General features: G+C 65.8%; 13 protein-coding genes and 1 pseudogene. 10 read left to right on the forward strand and 4 right to left on the reverse strand.

All coding sequences use genetic code 11. The annotated features are described in order from the left end of the window. From OKW30_RS19130 to OKW30_RS19175, 10 genes and pseudogenes are all read left to right on the forward strand, one after another. Window positions 1-1,089, forward strand: a complete 1,089-nt coding sequence (locus OKW30_RS19130) for a protein-glutamate methylesterase/protein-glutamine glutaminase (RefSeq protein ID WP_187613900.1) — start codon at window positions 1-3, stop codon at window positions 1,087-1,089. A 61-nt stretch (window positions 1,090-1,150) separates the two neighbouring features. Then, window positions 1,151-1,546 (forward strand): chemotaxis response regulator CheY, encoded by a 396-nt coding sequence (cheY, locus tag OKW30_RS19135; RefSeq protein WP_018418782.1) that lies wholly within the window; start codon window positions 1,151-1,153, stop codon window positions 1,544-1,546. 1 nt (window position 1,547) lies between these two features. After that, window positions 1,548-2,258, forward strand: a complete 711-nt coding sequence (cheZ, locus tag OKW30_RS19140) for a protein phosphatase CheZ (RefSeq protein ID WP_184008902.1) — start codon at window positions 1,548-1,550, stop codon at window positions 2,256-2,258. A 337-nt stretch (window positions 2,259-2,595) separates the two neighbouring features. Then, window positions 2,596-3,141: a DUF2844 domain-containing protein gene (locus OKW30_RS19145; RefSeq protein WP_184069771.1), complete on the forward strand. Its 546-nt coding sequence runs from the start codon at window positions 2,596-2,598 to the stop codon at window positions 3,139-3,141. Between the two features lie 14 nt (window positions 3,142-3,155). Further along, complete coding sequence (locus OKW30_RS19150; protein WP_429347378.1) at window positions 3,156-4,472, forward strand: DUF3443 domain-containing protein; 1,317 nt, start codon at window positions 3,156-3,158, stop codon at window positions 4,470-4,472. A gap of 175 nt (window positions 4,473-4,647) precedes the next feature. Then, window positions 4,648-5,883: a flagellar biosynthesis protein FlhB gene (flhB, locus tag OKW30_RS19155; RefSeq protein ID WP_184069767.1), complete on the forward strand. Its 1,236-nt coding sequence runs from the start codon at window positions 4,648-4,650 to the stop codon at window positions 5,881-5,883. Next, window positions 5,880-7,982: a flagellar biosynthesis protein FlhA gene (flhA, locus tag OKW30_RS19160; RefSeq protein ID WP_184065964.1), complete on the forward strand. Its 2,103-nt coding sequence runs from the start codon at window positions 5,880-5,882 to the stop codon at window positions 7,980-7,982. The genes flhB and flhA overlap by 4 nt, the downstream gene beginning before the upstream one ends. Before the next feature lie 248 nt (window positions 7,983-8,230). Further along, window positions 8,231-10,283: pseudogene (gene flhF / locus OKW30_RS19165) on the forward strand (flagellar biosynthesis protein FlhF). After that, on the forward strand, window positions 10,276-11,145 hold the full coding sequence (locus OKW30_RS19170; protein ID WP_429347379.1) for a MinD/ParA family ATP-binding protein: 870 nt from the start codon (window positions 10,276-10,278) through the stop codon (window positions 11,143-11,145). Before flhF ends, OKW30_RS19170 begins: the two are co-directional and overlap by 8 nt. A 30-nt stretch (window positions 11,146-11,175) precedes the next feature. Then, a complete protein-coding gene (locus tag OKW30_RS19175; protein WP_090802497.1) occupies window positions 11,176-11,910 on the forward strand; it encodes an RNA polymerase sigma factor FliA in 735 nt (244 codons plus the stop codon). A 93-nt stretch (window positions 11,911-12,003) separates the two neighbouring features. Here the strand turns inward: OKW30_RS19175 and OKW30_RS19180 are convergent, their stop codons facing one another. The 4 genes from OKW30_RS19180 to flgM all read right to left on the reverse strand — a co-directional run bounded on the left by OKW30_RS19180 (window position 12,004) and on the right by flgM (window position 13,784). Further along, window positions 12,004-12,414, reverse strand: coding sequence for a type II toxin-antitoxin system HicB family antitoxin (locus tag OKW30_RS19180; protein ID WP_090802498.1), 411 nt, complete (start codon window positions 12,412-12,414; stop codon window positions 12,004-12,006). Continuing rightward, a complete protein-coding gene (locus OKW30_RS19185) occupies window positions 12,411-12,593 on the reverse strand; it encodes a type II toxin-antitoxin system HicA family toxin (RefSeq protein ID WP_013090886.1) in 183 nt (60 codons plus the stop codon). Before OKW30_RS19185 ends, OKW30_RS19180 begins: the two co-directional genes overlap by 4 nt. Before the next feature lie 290 nt (window positions 12,594-12,883). Further along, a complete protein-coding gene (locus OKW30_RS19190) occupies window positions 12,884-13,330 on the reverse strand; it encodes a flagella synthesis protein FlgN (protein ID WP_018418771.1) in 447 nt (148 codons plus the stop codon). Window positions 13,331-13,424: 94 nt separating this feature from the next. Next, window positions 13,425-13,784, reverse strand: a complete 360-nt coding sequence (flgM, locus tag OKW30_RS19195) for a flagellar biosynthesis anti-sigma factor FlgM (RefSeq protein ID WP_184069761.1) — start codon at window positions 13,782-13,784, stop codon at window positions 13,425-13,427. Window positions 13,785-13,887 lie beyond the last annotated feature (103 nt).

Raw genomic sequence — 13,887 nt, forward strand, 5'->3', positions numbered from 1 at the left:
GTGCAAAAGATCAAGGTATTGTGCGTCGACGATTCGGCGCTGATCCGCAGCCTGATGACCGAAATCATCAATAGCCAGCCGGACATGACGGTGGTCGCGACGGCACCCGATCCGCTCGTCGCGCGCGAGCTCATCAAGCAGCACAACCCGGACGTGTTGACGCTCGACGTCGAAATGCCGCGCATGGACGGCCTCGACTTTCTCGAGAAGCTGATGCGTCTGCGGCCGATGCCGGTCGTGATGGTGTCGTCGCTGACCGAGCGCGGCAACGAAATCACGCTGCGCGCGCTCGAACTCGGCGCGGTCGATTTCGTGACCAAGCCGAAGGTCGGCATTCGCGACGGCATGCTCGACTACGCGGAAAAGCTCGCCGACAAGGTTCGCGCGGCAGCCCGCGCGCGCGTACGCCAGGCAGCGCCGGCGCAGCATGCGGCCACCCAGGCCGCGCAGGCGCCGGCCGGCGCCGCGCCGCTCTTCAACAACCCGCTGCTGAGTACCGAGAAGCTGGTTATCGTCGGCGCCTCGACGGGCGGCACCGAAGCGATCCGCGAAGTGCTGGTGCCGCTGCCGCCCGACGCGCCCGCGGTGCTGATCGCGCAGCACATGCCGCCGGGCTTTACGAAATCTTTCGCTCAACGCCTCAATGGTTTGTGCCGGATTACCGTTAAAGAAGCAGAGCACGGCGAGCGTGTGCTGCCGGGGCACGCGTACATCGCGCCGGGCCATGCGCATCTGTTGCTCGCGAGGAGCGGTGCGAACTATATTGCGCATCTGTCCGACGACCCGCCTGTGAACCGGCATCGTCCGTCGGTCGATGTACTGTTCCGTTCGGCCGCGCAGCATGCGGGCAAGAACGCCGTTGGCGTGATCCTGACCGGCATGGGGCGCGACGGCGCGGCCGGGCTGCTGGAGATGAAAAAGGCCGGTGCCTACACGCTGGCGCAGGACGAGGCGAGTTGCATCGTGTTCGGCATGCCGCGCGAGGCGATCGCGCTCGGCGCGGCCGACGAAATCGCCGCGCTGCCGGACATGAGCCGGCGCGTGATGGCGCGTTTGTCGTCGATGGGTGACCGCGTTCAGCGGGTATGATGCGTGCCGGATGGAATGACGCGGCCGAACGCCGCAACATGGATCAAGCAAAGGGAAAGAAATGGACAAGGGAATGAAGATTCTGGTGGTTGACGATTTTCCGACGATGCGCCGGATCGTCCGCAACCTGCTGAAGGAACTGGGCTACTCGAACGTCGACGAGGCGGAAGACGGCGCGGCCGGTCTCGCGCGTCTGCGCAGCGGCAGCTACGAGTTCGTGATCTCCGACTGGAACATGCCGAACCTCGACGGTCTCGCGATGCTGAAGGAAATCCGCGCCGACGCGAGCCTCGCGCACCTGCCGGTGTTGATGGTGACGGCCGAGTCGAAGAAGGAAAACATCATCGCGGCGGCGCAGGCCGGCGCGAGCGGTTACGTCGTCAAGCCGTTCACGGCCGCGACGCTCGACGAGAAGCTCAACAAGATCCTCGAGAAAATGGCGAAAGCCGGGAGCTGACGTGACGCCGCCGACCCAAACGCCTGGCGCCGAAGCGGGCAACGACAGCGGCGACTTCGCGTCGGACCGCATCCTTGCCCGCATCGGACAACTGACGCGCACGCTGCGCGATTCGATGCGCGAACTCGGGCTCGACAAGCACGTCGAGCGCGCGGCCGAAGCCGTGCCCGATGCGCGCGATCGTCTGAAGTACATCGCCAACATGACCGAGCAGGCCGCCGAGCGCGTGCTGTCGGCGATCGACATCGCGAAGCCGATCCAGGAGCAGCTGCAGAAAGACGCGGGCACGCTCGACGCGCGCTGGGAGCAGTGGTACGCGGCGCCGATCGAGCGCGAGGAAGTGCGCGCGCTGATGAACGACACGCGCACCTTCCTGCGCGGCGTGCCCGACGCGACCAGCGCGACCAACTCGCAGCTGATGGAGATCATGCTCGCGCAGGACTTCCAGGATCTGACCGGCCAGGTGATCAAGAAGATCACCGACGTCGTCTATCTGATCGAGCAGCAGCTGCTCGGCGTGCTGGTCGAGAACATCGCGCTCGAGCGGCGCGAGCAGTTCGCGGCGAACGCCGCGGCTCTCAAGGCGGAGGTGTCGTCGACGGGCAGCCCGGAGCATCTGCTCAACGGTCCGCAGATCAATCCGGAAGGCAAGACGGATGTGGTGCAGGATCAATCGCAGGTCGACGATCTGCTCGCGAGCCTCGGTTTCTGAGCAAGTGACTCGGCCCGGCAAGCGCGCCGGGCTGGTGGTTTCTCCGCGATTTGCGCCAATCACGCGTTCAATGAGTACCGGCTACCCATCTTCCGTACGTTATCCTGCTAGTAATAGTCGGTAAGTCGCGCGCGTGGGCGCGCCTTGCGCCGGCTGAAAGAATCCGCAGGCATACTACGAGGTCAAAGCGGTACGGCACCCGGCCCGCGCAACGCCGGGCAGTCGCCCGGTGAGGCCATCCCTCAGCGTTGTGGCCGCGGCGGTGCCGTATCATCTGCCTATAAGCGGCCGCTTCGCGCAGTCGGCGAAGCGTGCCGCGGCTCGGGAGGAGCTTCTCATGTGGAGTCGTATTGGTCGCGCCGGAGTCACGGCGCTCGTATTGCCATGTTCGTTACTGGCCCTGACGGCCGCGCAATCCGCCCATGCGGCGCTGGGCAGCGCGCCGCTTACCCCCCCGTCCGACGCGTCGGTGTCCTCCCGCGTGGTGCAGCCCGCCAGCGGCACATCGCAAAGCGTCATGCGTTCTGAATCGAGCGCGGCGTCTTCCACATCTTCCATACCCGCTTCCTACACGGTACGCGAGACCACGTTCGGCAACGGCACCGTGGTGCGCGAATACCTGAGCACGAGTGGCGCGGTATTCGGCATTTCGTGGCATGGTCCGCAAATGCCCGATCTCAGTGATCTGCTCGGCAGTTATTTCCCGCAGTACGTGGCCGGCGTGAAGGCCGCGCGGGCCGCGCGCGGCAATGCGCGGGGGCCGGTCGCCGTCGACGAGAGCGGGCTGGTGGTGCGTTCGGGCGGCCACATGGGCGCGTTCAGCGGCGTCGCGTGGCTGCCCTCCGCGCTGCCGGCCGGCGTCAGCGGTTCCGACATCCAGTAACGGCGAGGACCACGATGCGAACCATGCTCACGACCGCGAACCTCAAAAGCTGGATGCAGGCCGCGCTTGCCGTGCTGCTCACGGCGACGCTCGTCGCCTGCGGCGGAGGCGGCGGCAGCGACAACAACTCCAGTTCCAACAATGGCGGCAGCACCTCGAACGGTCTGAACGGCGGTTCGCTGCCGGCCAGCCCGACCCAGCAGCCGATCTCCGCGAATGCGTCGAACACGGTGCCGATCACGGTCGGCCGGGGCGTTTCGGGTGTCATCAACATCCCGACCGTCAGCGTGACGATCTGCGCGCCGGGCTCGACCAGCAACTGCCAGACGATCAACAACATCCAGGTCGACACCGGCTCGTTTGGCCTGCGCGTGGTCAGTTCAGTGCTCAATTCGACGCTGCTCGGCGCGCTGCCGGTCAGCACGATCGGCAGCAACGCCGCGCAGCTCGCCGAGTGCGCGACGTTCGCGGACGGTTACACGTGGGGCTCGGTGCGTACCGCGATCGTGACGCTCGGCGGCGAAACGACGACCGGCAGCATCCCGCTGCAGATCATCGGCGACAAGGCCGCGAGCACGGTACCAAGCGGCTGCGGCAGCGGCCCGGCCGAAAACACGGCCGCCGATCTGGGCGCGAACGGCATCCTCGGCATCGGCACCGCGCTGACCGATTGCGGCGCAACCTGCGCGAACACGACGACCGCGGCGACCTACAGCAACTACTTCGCCTGTCCGAACGGCACGTCGTGCACGCGCACCGCGGTGCCGATTCCGCAACAGATCGCCAATCCGGTCGCGAACTTCCCGCTCGACAACAACGGCGTGATCGTACAGATGGCACCGGTGTCGAACACCGGGCAGGCGTCGGCGACCGGCACGCTGGTGTTCGGCATCGGCACGCAGGGGAACAACCCGCTTGCCGCTGCGCAGGTGTTCACGACCGACCCATACGGCGACCTCAACAACAGCACCTTCAACGGCACGACCGTCCAGGCGTTCCTCGATTCCGGCTCGAACGCCTATTTCTTCGCCGATAGCACGCTCACGCTGTGCGGCAGCCAGTTCGCGGGCTTCTATTGCCCGTCGTCGGCGCAGACCCGCACGGTCACGCTGGTCGGGAAGAACAACGTGTCGGCGGTCGCGAGCATCGGCATCGTGAACGCGCAGACGCTGTTCGCCAACGGCGGCAACTACGCGTTCAACACGCTCGCCGGCCAGATCGGCGGCAACGCCAGCTTCGACCTCGGTCTGCCGTTCTTCTTCGGCCGCTACGTGTACTACCACCTCGATCAGACCGCGAGCGGCGGTCCCTCCCCCTTCGTCGGCTACTGAAGCCGCACGTCGATCCAATGCCGGACGGCTTGCGTGACAAACGCGCGAGCCGTCCGCTCATCCGTCGAAATACCCCCGTTTCTCCGCCCTTATCCGCCGATCGGCGCTTGCGTCGAGCAGGAATAATCGCTGTCACTGGAAAGAGGCGCCGTGCCTCGGCCGACTGGAGAGCTTTGTGGCAGAGGACAGCGACCTCGAAAAAACCGAATCCGCCACCCCTCGGCGCCTGCAGAAGGCGCGCGAGGAGGGGCAGATCGTGCGTTCGCGGGAGCTGTCGACCTTCGCGCTGCTCGCGGCCGGGTTCTACGGCGTATGGGGCATGTCGGGCAGCATCGGCGAGCATTTGCAGAACATGCTGCGTGCGTCGCTCACCTTCAACCACGCGAGCGCGTTCGACACCAGCCGCATGCTGATCGGCGCGGGCTCGGCGGGTCGCGAAGGACTCTACGCGCTCGTGCCGATACTCGGCGTCACCGGACTTGCCGCGCTGCTCGCACCGATGGCGCTGGGCGGCTGGCAACTGTCCGCGAAAGGGCTCGAGCCGAAGTTCAACCGGCTGAACCCGATCGAGGGCCTCGGCCGCATATTTTCGATCAACGGACCGATCCAGCTCGGCATGTCGCTCGCGAAGACGCTGGTGGTGGGGTTGATCGGCGGCACGGCGATCTGGAATCGCCACGAGCAATTCCTCGCGCTCGCGACGCAGCCGCTCAATCTCGCGCTCGCCAACTCCGTGCATCTGATCGCGGTGTGCTGCGGCATGACGGTGGCCGGCATGTTCGCGGTGGCCGCGCTCGACGTGCCGTACCAGCTGTGGTCGTTCCACAAGAAGCTGCGCATGACGAAGGAAGAAGTGAAGCGTGAGCATCGCGAGAGCGAAGGCGATCCGCACATCAAGGGCAAGATTCGCCAGCAGCAGCGCGCGATCGCGCGGCGCCGCATGATGGCGCAAGTGCCGAAGGCCGACGTGGTCGTGACCAACCCGACCCACTTCGCGGTCGCGCTGCAATACACGGACGGCGAGATGCGCGCGCCGAAGGTGGTCGCGAAGGGCGTGAACCTCGTGGCGGCGCGGATTCGCGAGATCGCCACCGAAAACAACGTGCCGCTGCTCGAAGCGCCGCCGCTCGCGCGTGCGCTCTATCACAACGTCGATCTGAATCGCGAGATTCCGGGGCCGCTCTATGGCGCGGTCGCGGAAGTGCTCGCGTGGGTCTATCAGCTGCGCCGCTTCAAGGCCGAAGGCGGCGACGTGCCGGTCGCGCCGACCGAACTCGACGTGCCGCCCGAACTCGACAAGGGCGGCGTATCGGACGAGGACGCCGCCGAGGAAGCCGCCAACACGCTGAACCCGGCCGACGACAACGCCAACGACGCCACTAGCGACGACAACAACGGAGCCTCCGCATGAACGCTCGCGCCGGTTTCCTCGCCCGACGGCCGGATGCGCTGAGCAGCACCAACCTGCGCGCCCTCGCCGGGCCGGTGCTGATCTGCATGATCCTCGGCATGATGATTCTGCCGTTGCCGCCGTTCCTGCTGGATCTGCTGTTCACGTTCAACATCGCGCTGTCGGTGATGGTGCTGCTCGTCAGCATGTACACGATGAAGCCGCTCGACTTCGCCGCGTTCCCGAGCGTGCTGCTGTTCTCGACGCTGCTGCGGCTGTCGCTGAACGTCGCCTCGACGCGGGTCGTGCTGCTCGAAGGCCATACCGGTCCCGATGCGGCCGGTCAGGTGATCGAGTCGTTCGGCCACTTCCTCGTGGGCGGCAACTTCGCGGTTGGTATCGTCGTGTTCGTGATCCTGATGGTGATCAACTTCATGGTGATCACGAAGGGCGCGGGGCGGATCGCCGAAGTGTCCGCGCGCTTCACGCTCGACGCGATGCCCGGCAAGCAGATGGCGATCGACGCCGATCTGAACGCCGGCCTCATCAACGAAGAGCAGGCTCGCACGCGGCGCAAGGAGATCTCTCAGGAAGCCGAGTTCTACGGCTCGATGGACGGTGCGAGCAAGTTCGTGCGAGGCGATGCGGTCGCCGGCCTCCTGATCATGGTGATCAACATCATCGGCGGGCTGATCGTCGGGATGGTCCAGCACGACATGAGTTTTGCCGCGGCGGGCAAGAACTACACGCTGCTGACGATCGGCGACGGCCTCGTCGCGCAGATTCCGTCGCTGGTGATTTCGACGGCGGCCGGCGTGATCGTGTCGCGCGTCGCGACCAACGAGGACATCGGCACGCAGCTGACCGGCCAGCTGTTCACGAACCCGCGCGTGCTGATGATCACCGGCTGCATTCTCGTGCTGATGGGCCTGATCCCGGGCATGCCGCACTTCGCGTTCCTGATTCTCGGCGGCGGCCTGATCCAGCTCGGCCGCACGATGAAGAAGCGCACCGAGGAGCGCAAGAACGCACCGGCGCTCGTCGACGTCGCGCCGGCCGCGCTGGCGCCGGTCGAAAACGCCGAGGCGAGCTGGGACGACGTGACGATGATCGACACGCTCGGCCTCGAAGTCGGCTACCGGCTGATTCCGCTCGTCGACAAGAACTCGGACGGCGAACTGCTCAAGCGGATCAAGAGCATCCGCAAGAAGTTCGCGCAGGAAATCGGCTTCTTGCCGCCGGTCATTCATATCCGCGACAACCTCGAATTGCGGCCGAACGGCTATCGGATCGCGTTGAAGGGCGTCGAGGTCGGCTCGGGCGAGGCGTATCCGGGCCAGTGGCTCGCGATCAACCCGGGCCAGGTATCGGCCGCGCTGCCGGGCACGCCGACCCAGGACCCGGCGTTCGGCCTGCCCGCCATCTGGATCGACACGAATCTGCGCGAACAGGCGCAGGTATACGGCTACACGGTCGTCGATTCGAGCACGGTGGTCGCGACGCACCTGAATCACCTCGTCGTCACGCACGCGTCGGAGCTGCTCGGCCGCCGCGAGGTGCAGTCGCTGGTCGAGCGGATGCAGAAGGACACGGCGTCGCTCGTCGACGATCTGGTGCCGAAGATGCTGCCGCTCACCACGCTGCAAAAGGTGCTGCAGAACCTGCTCGAAGAAGGCGTGCCGATTCGCGACATGCGCACGATCCTCGAAGCGCTCGCCGAACACGCGACCAAGCTCACCGACCCGCACGACCTCACCGCCGCGGTGCGGCTCGCGCTGGGCCGCGCGATCACGCAGCAGTGGTTCCCCGGGACCGCCGACATGCAGGTGATGGGCCTCGACGCGAACCTCGAACGGGTGCTGTCGCAGGCGCTATCGACCGGACCGAACCCGGGCCTCGAACCGGGCCTCGCGAACACGCTGCTCACCGAAACGCAGAAAGCGATGACGCGTCAGCAGAACCTTGGCCTCGCGCCGGTGCTGCTGGTGCAGCACGCACTGCGGCCGATGCTCGCGCGCTTCCTGCGCCGCAGCCTGCCGCAGCTGAAGGTGCTCTCGTATGCGGAAGTGCCCGATACGCGCAACGTCAAGGTGGTCAATCTGATCGGCGCGCACGGCTGACGAAGGTCGCTCGCCCGCGGCTGTCGATACAACGCAAACCGGCGCTCCAATGGGGCGCCGGTTTGCGTTTGCACGGCTCTCCCGGGCTCGTCGAACGATGCGTCCGCCGTGTGTCCATCGCGCGAATTACCCACCTTTAACGGTCTTTATCCATCGATCGTCGCCCGACGCCTTTCGCAATAATTGATCGCAATGGGAAGCGGTGTATTGCCGGTCCGTCAGTCCGTATACCTCATCGGGGGTCCAGCTTGAACATTCGTAAATTTGTCGGTGCTACCAGTCGCGATGCGTTGCGTCTCGTTCGCGAAGCACTTGGCCCCGATGCGGTCGTGCTGTCGAATCGCACGATGGACGACGGCAGCGTCGAAATCGTCGCGCTCGCCGATAGCGATCTTGCCGCGATCACGCCGAAAGCGCGCGAAGGCGCGCAGGCCGCGGCGCTCGGCACGGGCTCAGGTGCGGCATCGACGCGGGCCCCGCGCGGCTTGTTCGCGGCGCCGACGAATCCATACGCGAGCGCAATGCCGGACGTGTTTTCGTCGGTGTTCGGCGCGAGCCCGGAAGCGGGTGGTGAAGCGACGCCGGCGATCGAGCCGGCGAATGCGGCTGCGGATTTCATGGCCGGCTCGGTGAACAGGACGGCGCTCAATTCGGCGGTCAATTCGGCCGTCAGCCAGGCGCTCAGCATGTCCGCGAATCAAGCAGCGTCCGCTGCCGCGTGTGCCCGGCAATTCGCCAATCGGCCCGGCGACGCTGGGCGCGACAGGCGCGTCCGCGGCCATCGCGACAGGCCCCGCGCCCGCCGTGAGCCAGTCGGCGTCCAGCGCGGCCACATCGTTCAACGCACCGGCCACGCCCGCCGCTGCCGCCACGCCTTCCGGCGCGAGCGCCCGCGCCGCGGCCGCGCGCCTGTCGAAAGACATCCGCGCGGATTTGCTGAAAGCTGCCGGCGTGCCGGTACCGCCGGCAATCCCATCGAGCGAAGCCGCCGCGCCGCGCACGATGGCCGAGTCGAATCCGTGGCTCATCGATCACGCGCGCCGCCTCGCGGCCGAGCAGCAGCAACAGAGCGGCCAATACAGCGCACGCCCCGCCGCGATGACGCCCGCCGTCGCGACCGCCAAAGGCCTCGGCAGCGCAGTCGACGCGCGGCCGGCCGCCGTGCCGCCGGTGATCGACACGCCCGACTGGGCGCGCGAAGCCGCCGAAGCCGCTGCGCGCCGCGCCGCTCAGAAGATCGCGCCCGTGCCGTCCGCTACTGACGAAAGCCGCACGCCGTCCGCCGTCGCCGAAGCGATCAAGGGGCGCATGGAGCAGGTCGTCAAGGACACCGTGATGAACGAGCTGTCGTCGATGCGCGACATGATGGAAGAGCACTTCGCGGGTCTGCTGTGGGGCGATCGACAGCGCCGCAGTCCCGCACGCGCCGCGCTCACCAAGCACCTGTTCGCCGCCGGCTTTTCCGCGCAGCTCGTGCAGATGCTGGTCGACAAGCTGCCCGAAGATGTCGACACGATGGATGGCGGCATGGACTGGGTGCGCTCGGTGCTCGAGTCGAACCTGCCGGTGATGGAGGACGAAGACGCGCTGATGGAGCGCGGCGGCGTATTCGCGCTGATGGGGCCGACCGGCGTCGGCAAGACGACGACCACCGCGAAGCTCGCAGCGCGCTGCGTGATGCGCTTCGGCGCGAGCAAGGTGGCGCTGCTGACGACCGACAGCTACCGCATCGGCGGTCATGAACAGCTGCGCATCTTCGGCAAGATTCTCGGCGTTTCGGTGCATGCGGTGAAGGACAGCGCCGATCTGCAGCTCGCGCTCTCGGAGTTGCGCAACAAGCACATCGTGCTGATCGACACGATCGGTATGAGCCAGCGCGACCGGCTCGTGTCCGACCAGATCGCGATGCTAAGCCGCGCCGGCCAGCCGGTGCAGCGTCTGTTGCTGCTCAACGCGACGAGCCACGGCGACACGTTGAACGAAGTCGTGCAGGCGTATCAGCGCGCGCCGGACCAGCAGCCGCTCGCCGGCTGCATTCTGACCAAGCTCGACGAAGCGACCAACCTCGGCGGCGTGCTCGATGCGGTGATCCGCTACAAGCTGCCGGTGCATTACGTATCGACCGGACAGAAGGTGCCGGAGAACCTTTACGTCGCGACGAAGAAATTCCTGATCAAGAGCACCTTCTGCATTCCGCGCGACAGCTCGCCGTTCGTGCCGCACGACGACGACATCCCCGCTTTGCTGTCCTCGCTGTCCGCACGTTCGACGGCCGAGCTGCACGAGGTTCGCTTTGGATAAGTTCGTTTCGGATCAAGCCGAAGGGTTGCGGCGGCTGCTCGGGCGCGGCGGCGCGCGCGTGATCGCGTTGGCGGGTGCGTCGTCGGGCATCGGTAATACGACCGTGGCGGTTAACCTCGCCGCGGCGCTCGCACAGCAGGGCAAGGACGTGCTGGTGATCGACGAATGCGTCGGTGAGAAATCGGTGAGCGCGATGCTTGGCGGCTTGCGCGGCGCGGGCAACTTCGCGGCGGTGATGCGCGGCGAGAGCCCGGTCGATTTTGCCGCCGCGCGTCACGCGCTCGGTTTTTCGGTGCTGTCCGCCTCGCGCAACAACCGCGAGGGGCATACGGAGGCCGAACTCGGTGTGCTGCTCGGCGGCTCGGCCGATATCGTGCTGATCGACGCGCAGCTCGACGACGAAGGGCATCTGTCGCCGCTCGCCAAGCAGGCGCATGACGTGATGGTCGTCGCGCGCATGTCGGGCGAGGCGATCACCGAGGCCTATGCGTGCATCAAGCGTTTGCATTACGCGCACGCGATCGCGCAGTTGCGCGTGCTCGCGAATCACGTGCAAAGCGCCAACGACGCGCAGGCCGCGTTCGCGAATCTCGCCGGCGTGGCCGGCCGTTACCTGACCGTCGCGTTGGAAAACGCCGGCTGCATTGCGGCCGACGTGCGCATCGCCCGGGCACTCGAGCTGTCGCGCTGCGTGGTCGACGCGTTTCCGTCGACACCGGCCGCGCGCGACTTCCGCCATCTCGCCGCCGAATTGCAGTACTGGCCGATGCGGCCAGCGATGTCGTCGCAAACGCCCTGGCGGGCGCCCGCGACAGTTACAGCGGCGCACCACGCCGACCAACCGTCCGCGCATCACGCTTGAAAGGCGTGCACGAAGGACAAGGGGAGCACGATGTACAACGCTCAGGGAAAGATTTCTCAGGCCGAAGTTTTGACGAAGTACGCACCGCTCGTGCGTCGACTCGGCTTGCAGCTTGTCGCGAAAATGCCGGCGAGCGTCGATCTCGACGACCTGATCCAGGCCGGCATGATCGGTTTGCTGGATGCCGCCGGCCGCTACAAGGAAGACCAGGGCGCGCAGTTCGAGACCTATGCCAGCCAGCGGATTCGCGGCGCGATGCTCGACGAGTTGCGCAGCAACGACTGGCTGCCGCGCAGCCTGCGCCGCACGTCGCGCGAAGTGGAATCCGCGGTGCACAAGGTGGAGCAGAACCTCGGCCGCTCGGCGAGCGAGGCGGAGGTCGCCGAGCACCTGCAAATGCCGCTCGACGAATATCAGTCGATGCTGCAGGACCTGCATGGCAGCCAGCTGATCTACTACGAAGACTTCGACCGCTCCGCCGACGACGAACCTTTTCTGGACCGCTACTGCGTCGATCATTCCGATCCGCTCTCGGCGCTGCTCGACGACAGCCTGCGCTCGGCGCTCATCGAAGCGATCGACCGCTTGCCGGAGCGCGAGAAGCTGCTGATGTCGCTGTACTACGAGCGCGGCATGAATCTGCGCGAGATCGGCGCGGTGATGGAAGTCAGCGAATCGCGCGTGTGCCAGTTGCATAGCCAGGCCGTGGCACGCCTGCGCGCCCGACTGCGCGAAATGGCCTGGGCGAACGCCGAAGCGAACTGACGCCACCGCGGCGCCGCACGCCGTATTTCAAACGCTGCCTGCAGATGCGGCGGTGCGCCGATGCCGATGCGCGCCTGTGCCGCCTGCCGTTGCTCAGGCGTTCGCCATCTCATGCTCGGCGGCGAGCGCGAGAAACGCCGAGCGCGACATACCGCGCGCCTGCGCATACGCGTCGATCTCCTGCACCAGCACCTCGGGCAGCGAGATGTTGATGCGAACCGCCTTCTTCAACGCCGGAATATTGCGCGTCGTCACGAATCCCCATGTGAACCCCGCGAACTCGGGATTGCGCCGATGCTCGCCTAGCGTGAGAGGCTCGGGCAGCGGCAGCCCTTCGTCGAGCAAGGTTTCGAGATGCGATTCGATTGCCTCTTTCGCGTTCACATACGCTTGTTCGAGCGTGTCGCCCGCGGAGTAGCAGCCTGGAATATCGGGCACCACGACGCCGAACGCGTGCGTGTTGTCTCCGGGTTCGATGGCGATCGGAAAGATCAGATGCTTCATTTGAGCCCCGCCTGTTTCAGAATGCTGTTCAGGGTGCCGGCCGGCAAATCTTTTTTCGGATGCGGGACGGTCACGAGCCCCCGTTTTCCCGCGTGCCTGAAATGATGGTGACTGCCCGCTATGCGGACGAGCTGCCAGCCATTCGCTTGGATCAATTTGACGACCTCGGCACTGTTCATACATCATACCCTCCATTATACACACGCCTACACAAACTAACGAGCAAGCAAGATTCGGCCCGTCGAATTGCGGCCGCGTCGAAGCCGCGGCGTTGGCGAAAGCTCGAACGAAGTCACCATTTCAACGTGACGAGGTGGACTAGCGCCAGCTAGCCGAACGGCTAACGCAGCGCGGAACGGACGGGGAAGTGGGTGGAAAAGCGGCGGCGGAAAATGAAAAAGCCCGTCGATGACGGGCTTTTTCATTCATTTCGTATATTGCTCGATTGCAGGCCGGGCAGGCGGGCCGATCAAAGTCCCGAATAAGCCGGAACTCGTCCATCCGGCCCGTACAGATTCGTCTTGCGCGGCACGTTGACTTGAAGCGCCTTTAGCGCGCGCTCGTTGTAGTCCATCCGCACGCGGATCAGCTCGCCGTTGTTGGTGTTGACGCGCCGCGCGCGATCCGCGGCTTTCTGCAGCAGCTTCCATTGCGTCGCGACGCGCGCGTCGGTGCTGGCCGCGAGCTCCATGCCGGACCAGCCGGTCGGAAAGCCGAGTTCGGCCAGATGCGAGTCGCGCGCGGCTTCGAGCCTCGCGAGCACGCCGATCAGCTCGGTTTTCTTCTCGACGATCGCCGGCAACTGCTCCAGCGGCGAGACCGCCGTCAGCGCTTTGGTTTCGAGCGTGAGGATCGAGGCGAATGCCTCCACGGTCGAATATTCTTCGATCAGGGTAGCAACGAGGGCGTCTTTCATATCAACAACTCGCTACGCACACTGGCTCGCGAACGGCGCGCGAACCGGGTTGGTCGGACGCCGCCCGGCAGATCACCGCGCGGCGAAATGCCGATCAGTTGCCGGTCGACGAGGTTTTGTTCTGCAACAGGTCGCGCGCCGTCTGCAGCACGCCGTCGGCGATCTTGCCGGAGTCGATCTGCAGCTTGCCGTCCTTGATCGCCTGCTTGATCGACTCGACGTGCGCGGTGTCGATGTCGGCCGAGCCGGAGGCCGCGAGGCTGCGCAGATGCTGCGACAGACCCGACAGGCTCACGCTCGTGTCGTCCGACGCGCTGCTCGCGGCCGGCGCGGCCGTGCTCGTCGCGCCCTGGGTGGTGCTGGCTGCCGGCGTGGCTTCGTCGCTCTGCGGCGAACGGGACAAAGCGTCTTTCAACGACGGCAGATTTGAAGAGGTGGTGGGATCGACTTTCACGATTGGCTTCCCTAACGATTTGATCCTGATAACGGCAACCGCTGATCAAAACTTTAGCGCAATCGCTCGACACCCGGCTCGCCGCCAGGTGGCCATCTACCGC

This window comes from Paraburkholderia sp. Clong3, from assembly GCF_050436485.1.
GTDB lineage: Bacteria > Pseudomonadota > Gammaproteobacteria > Burkholderiales > Burkholderiaceae > Paraburkholderia > Paraburkholderia tuberum.

Coding starts and splice junctions, on each gene's coding strand:
- cheY (WP_018418782.1), top strand. CDS start 1,151: ATGGACAAGGGAATGAAGATTCTGGTGGTTGACGATTTTCCGACGATG.
- OKW30_RS19145 (WP_184069771.1), top strand. CDS start 2,596: ATGTGGAGTCGTATTGGTCGCGCCGGAGTCACGGCGCTCGTATTGCCA.
- OKW30_RS19150 (WP_429347378.1), top strand. CDS start 3,156: ATGCGAACCATGCTCACGACCGCGAACCTCAAAAGCTGGATGCAGGCC.
- flhA (WP_184065964.1), top strand. CDS start 5,880: ATGAACGCTCGCGCCGGTTTCCTCGCCCGACGGCCGGATGCGCTGAGC.
- OKW30_RS19175 (WP_090802497.1), top strand. CDS start 11,176: ATGTACAACGCTCAGGGAAAGATTTCTCAGGCCGAAGTTTTGACGAAG.
- OKW30_RS19180 (WP_090802498.1), bottom strand. CDS start 12,414: ATGAAGCATCTGATCTTTCCGATCGCCATCGAACCCGGAGACAACACG.
- OKW30_RS19185 (WP_013090886.1), bottom strand. CDS start 12,593: ATGAACAGTGCCGAGGTCGTCAAATTGATCCAAGCGAATGGCTGGCAG.
- OKW30_RS19190 (WP_018418771.1), bottom strand. CDS start 13,330: ATGAAAGACGCCCTCGTTGCTACCCTGATCGAAGAATATTCGACCGTG.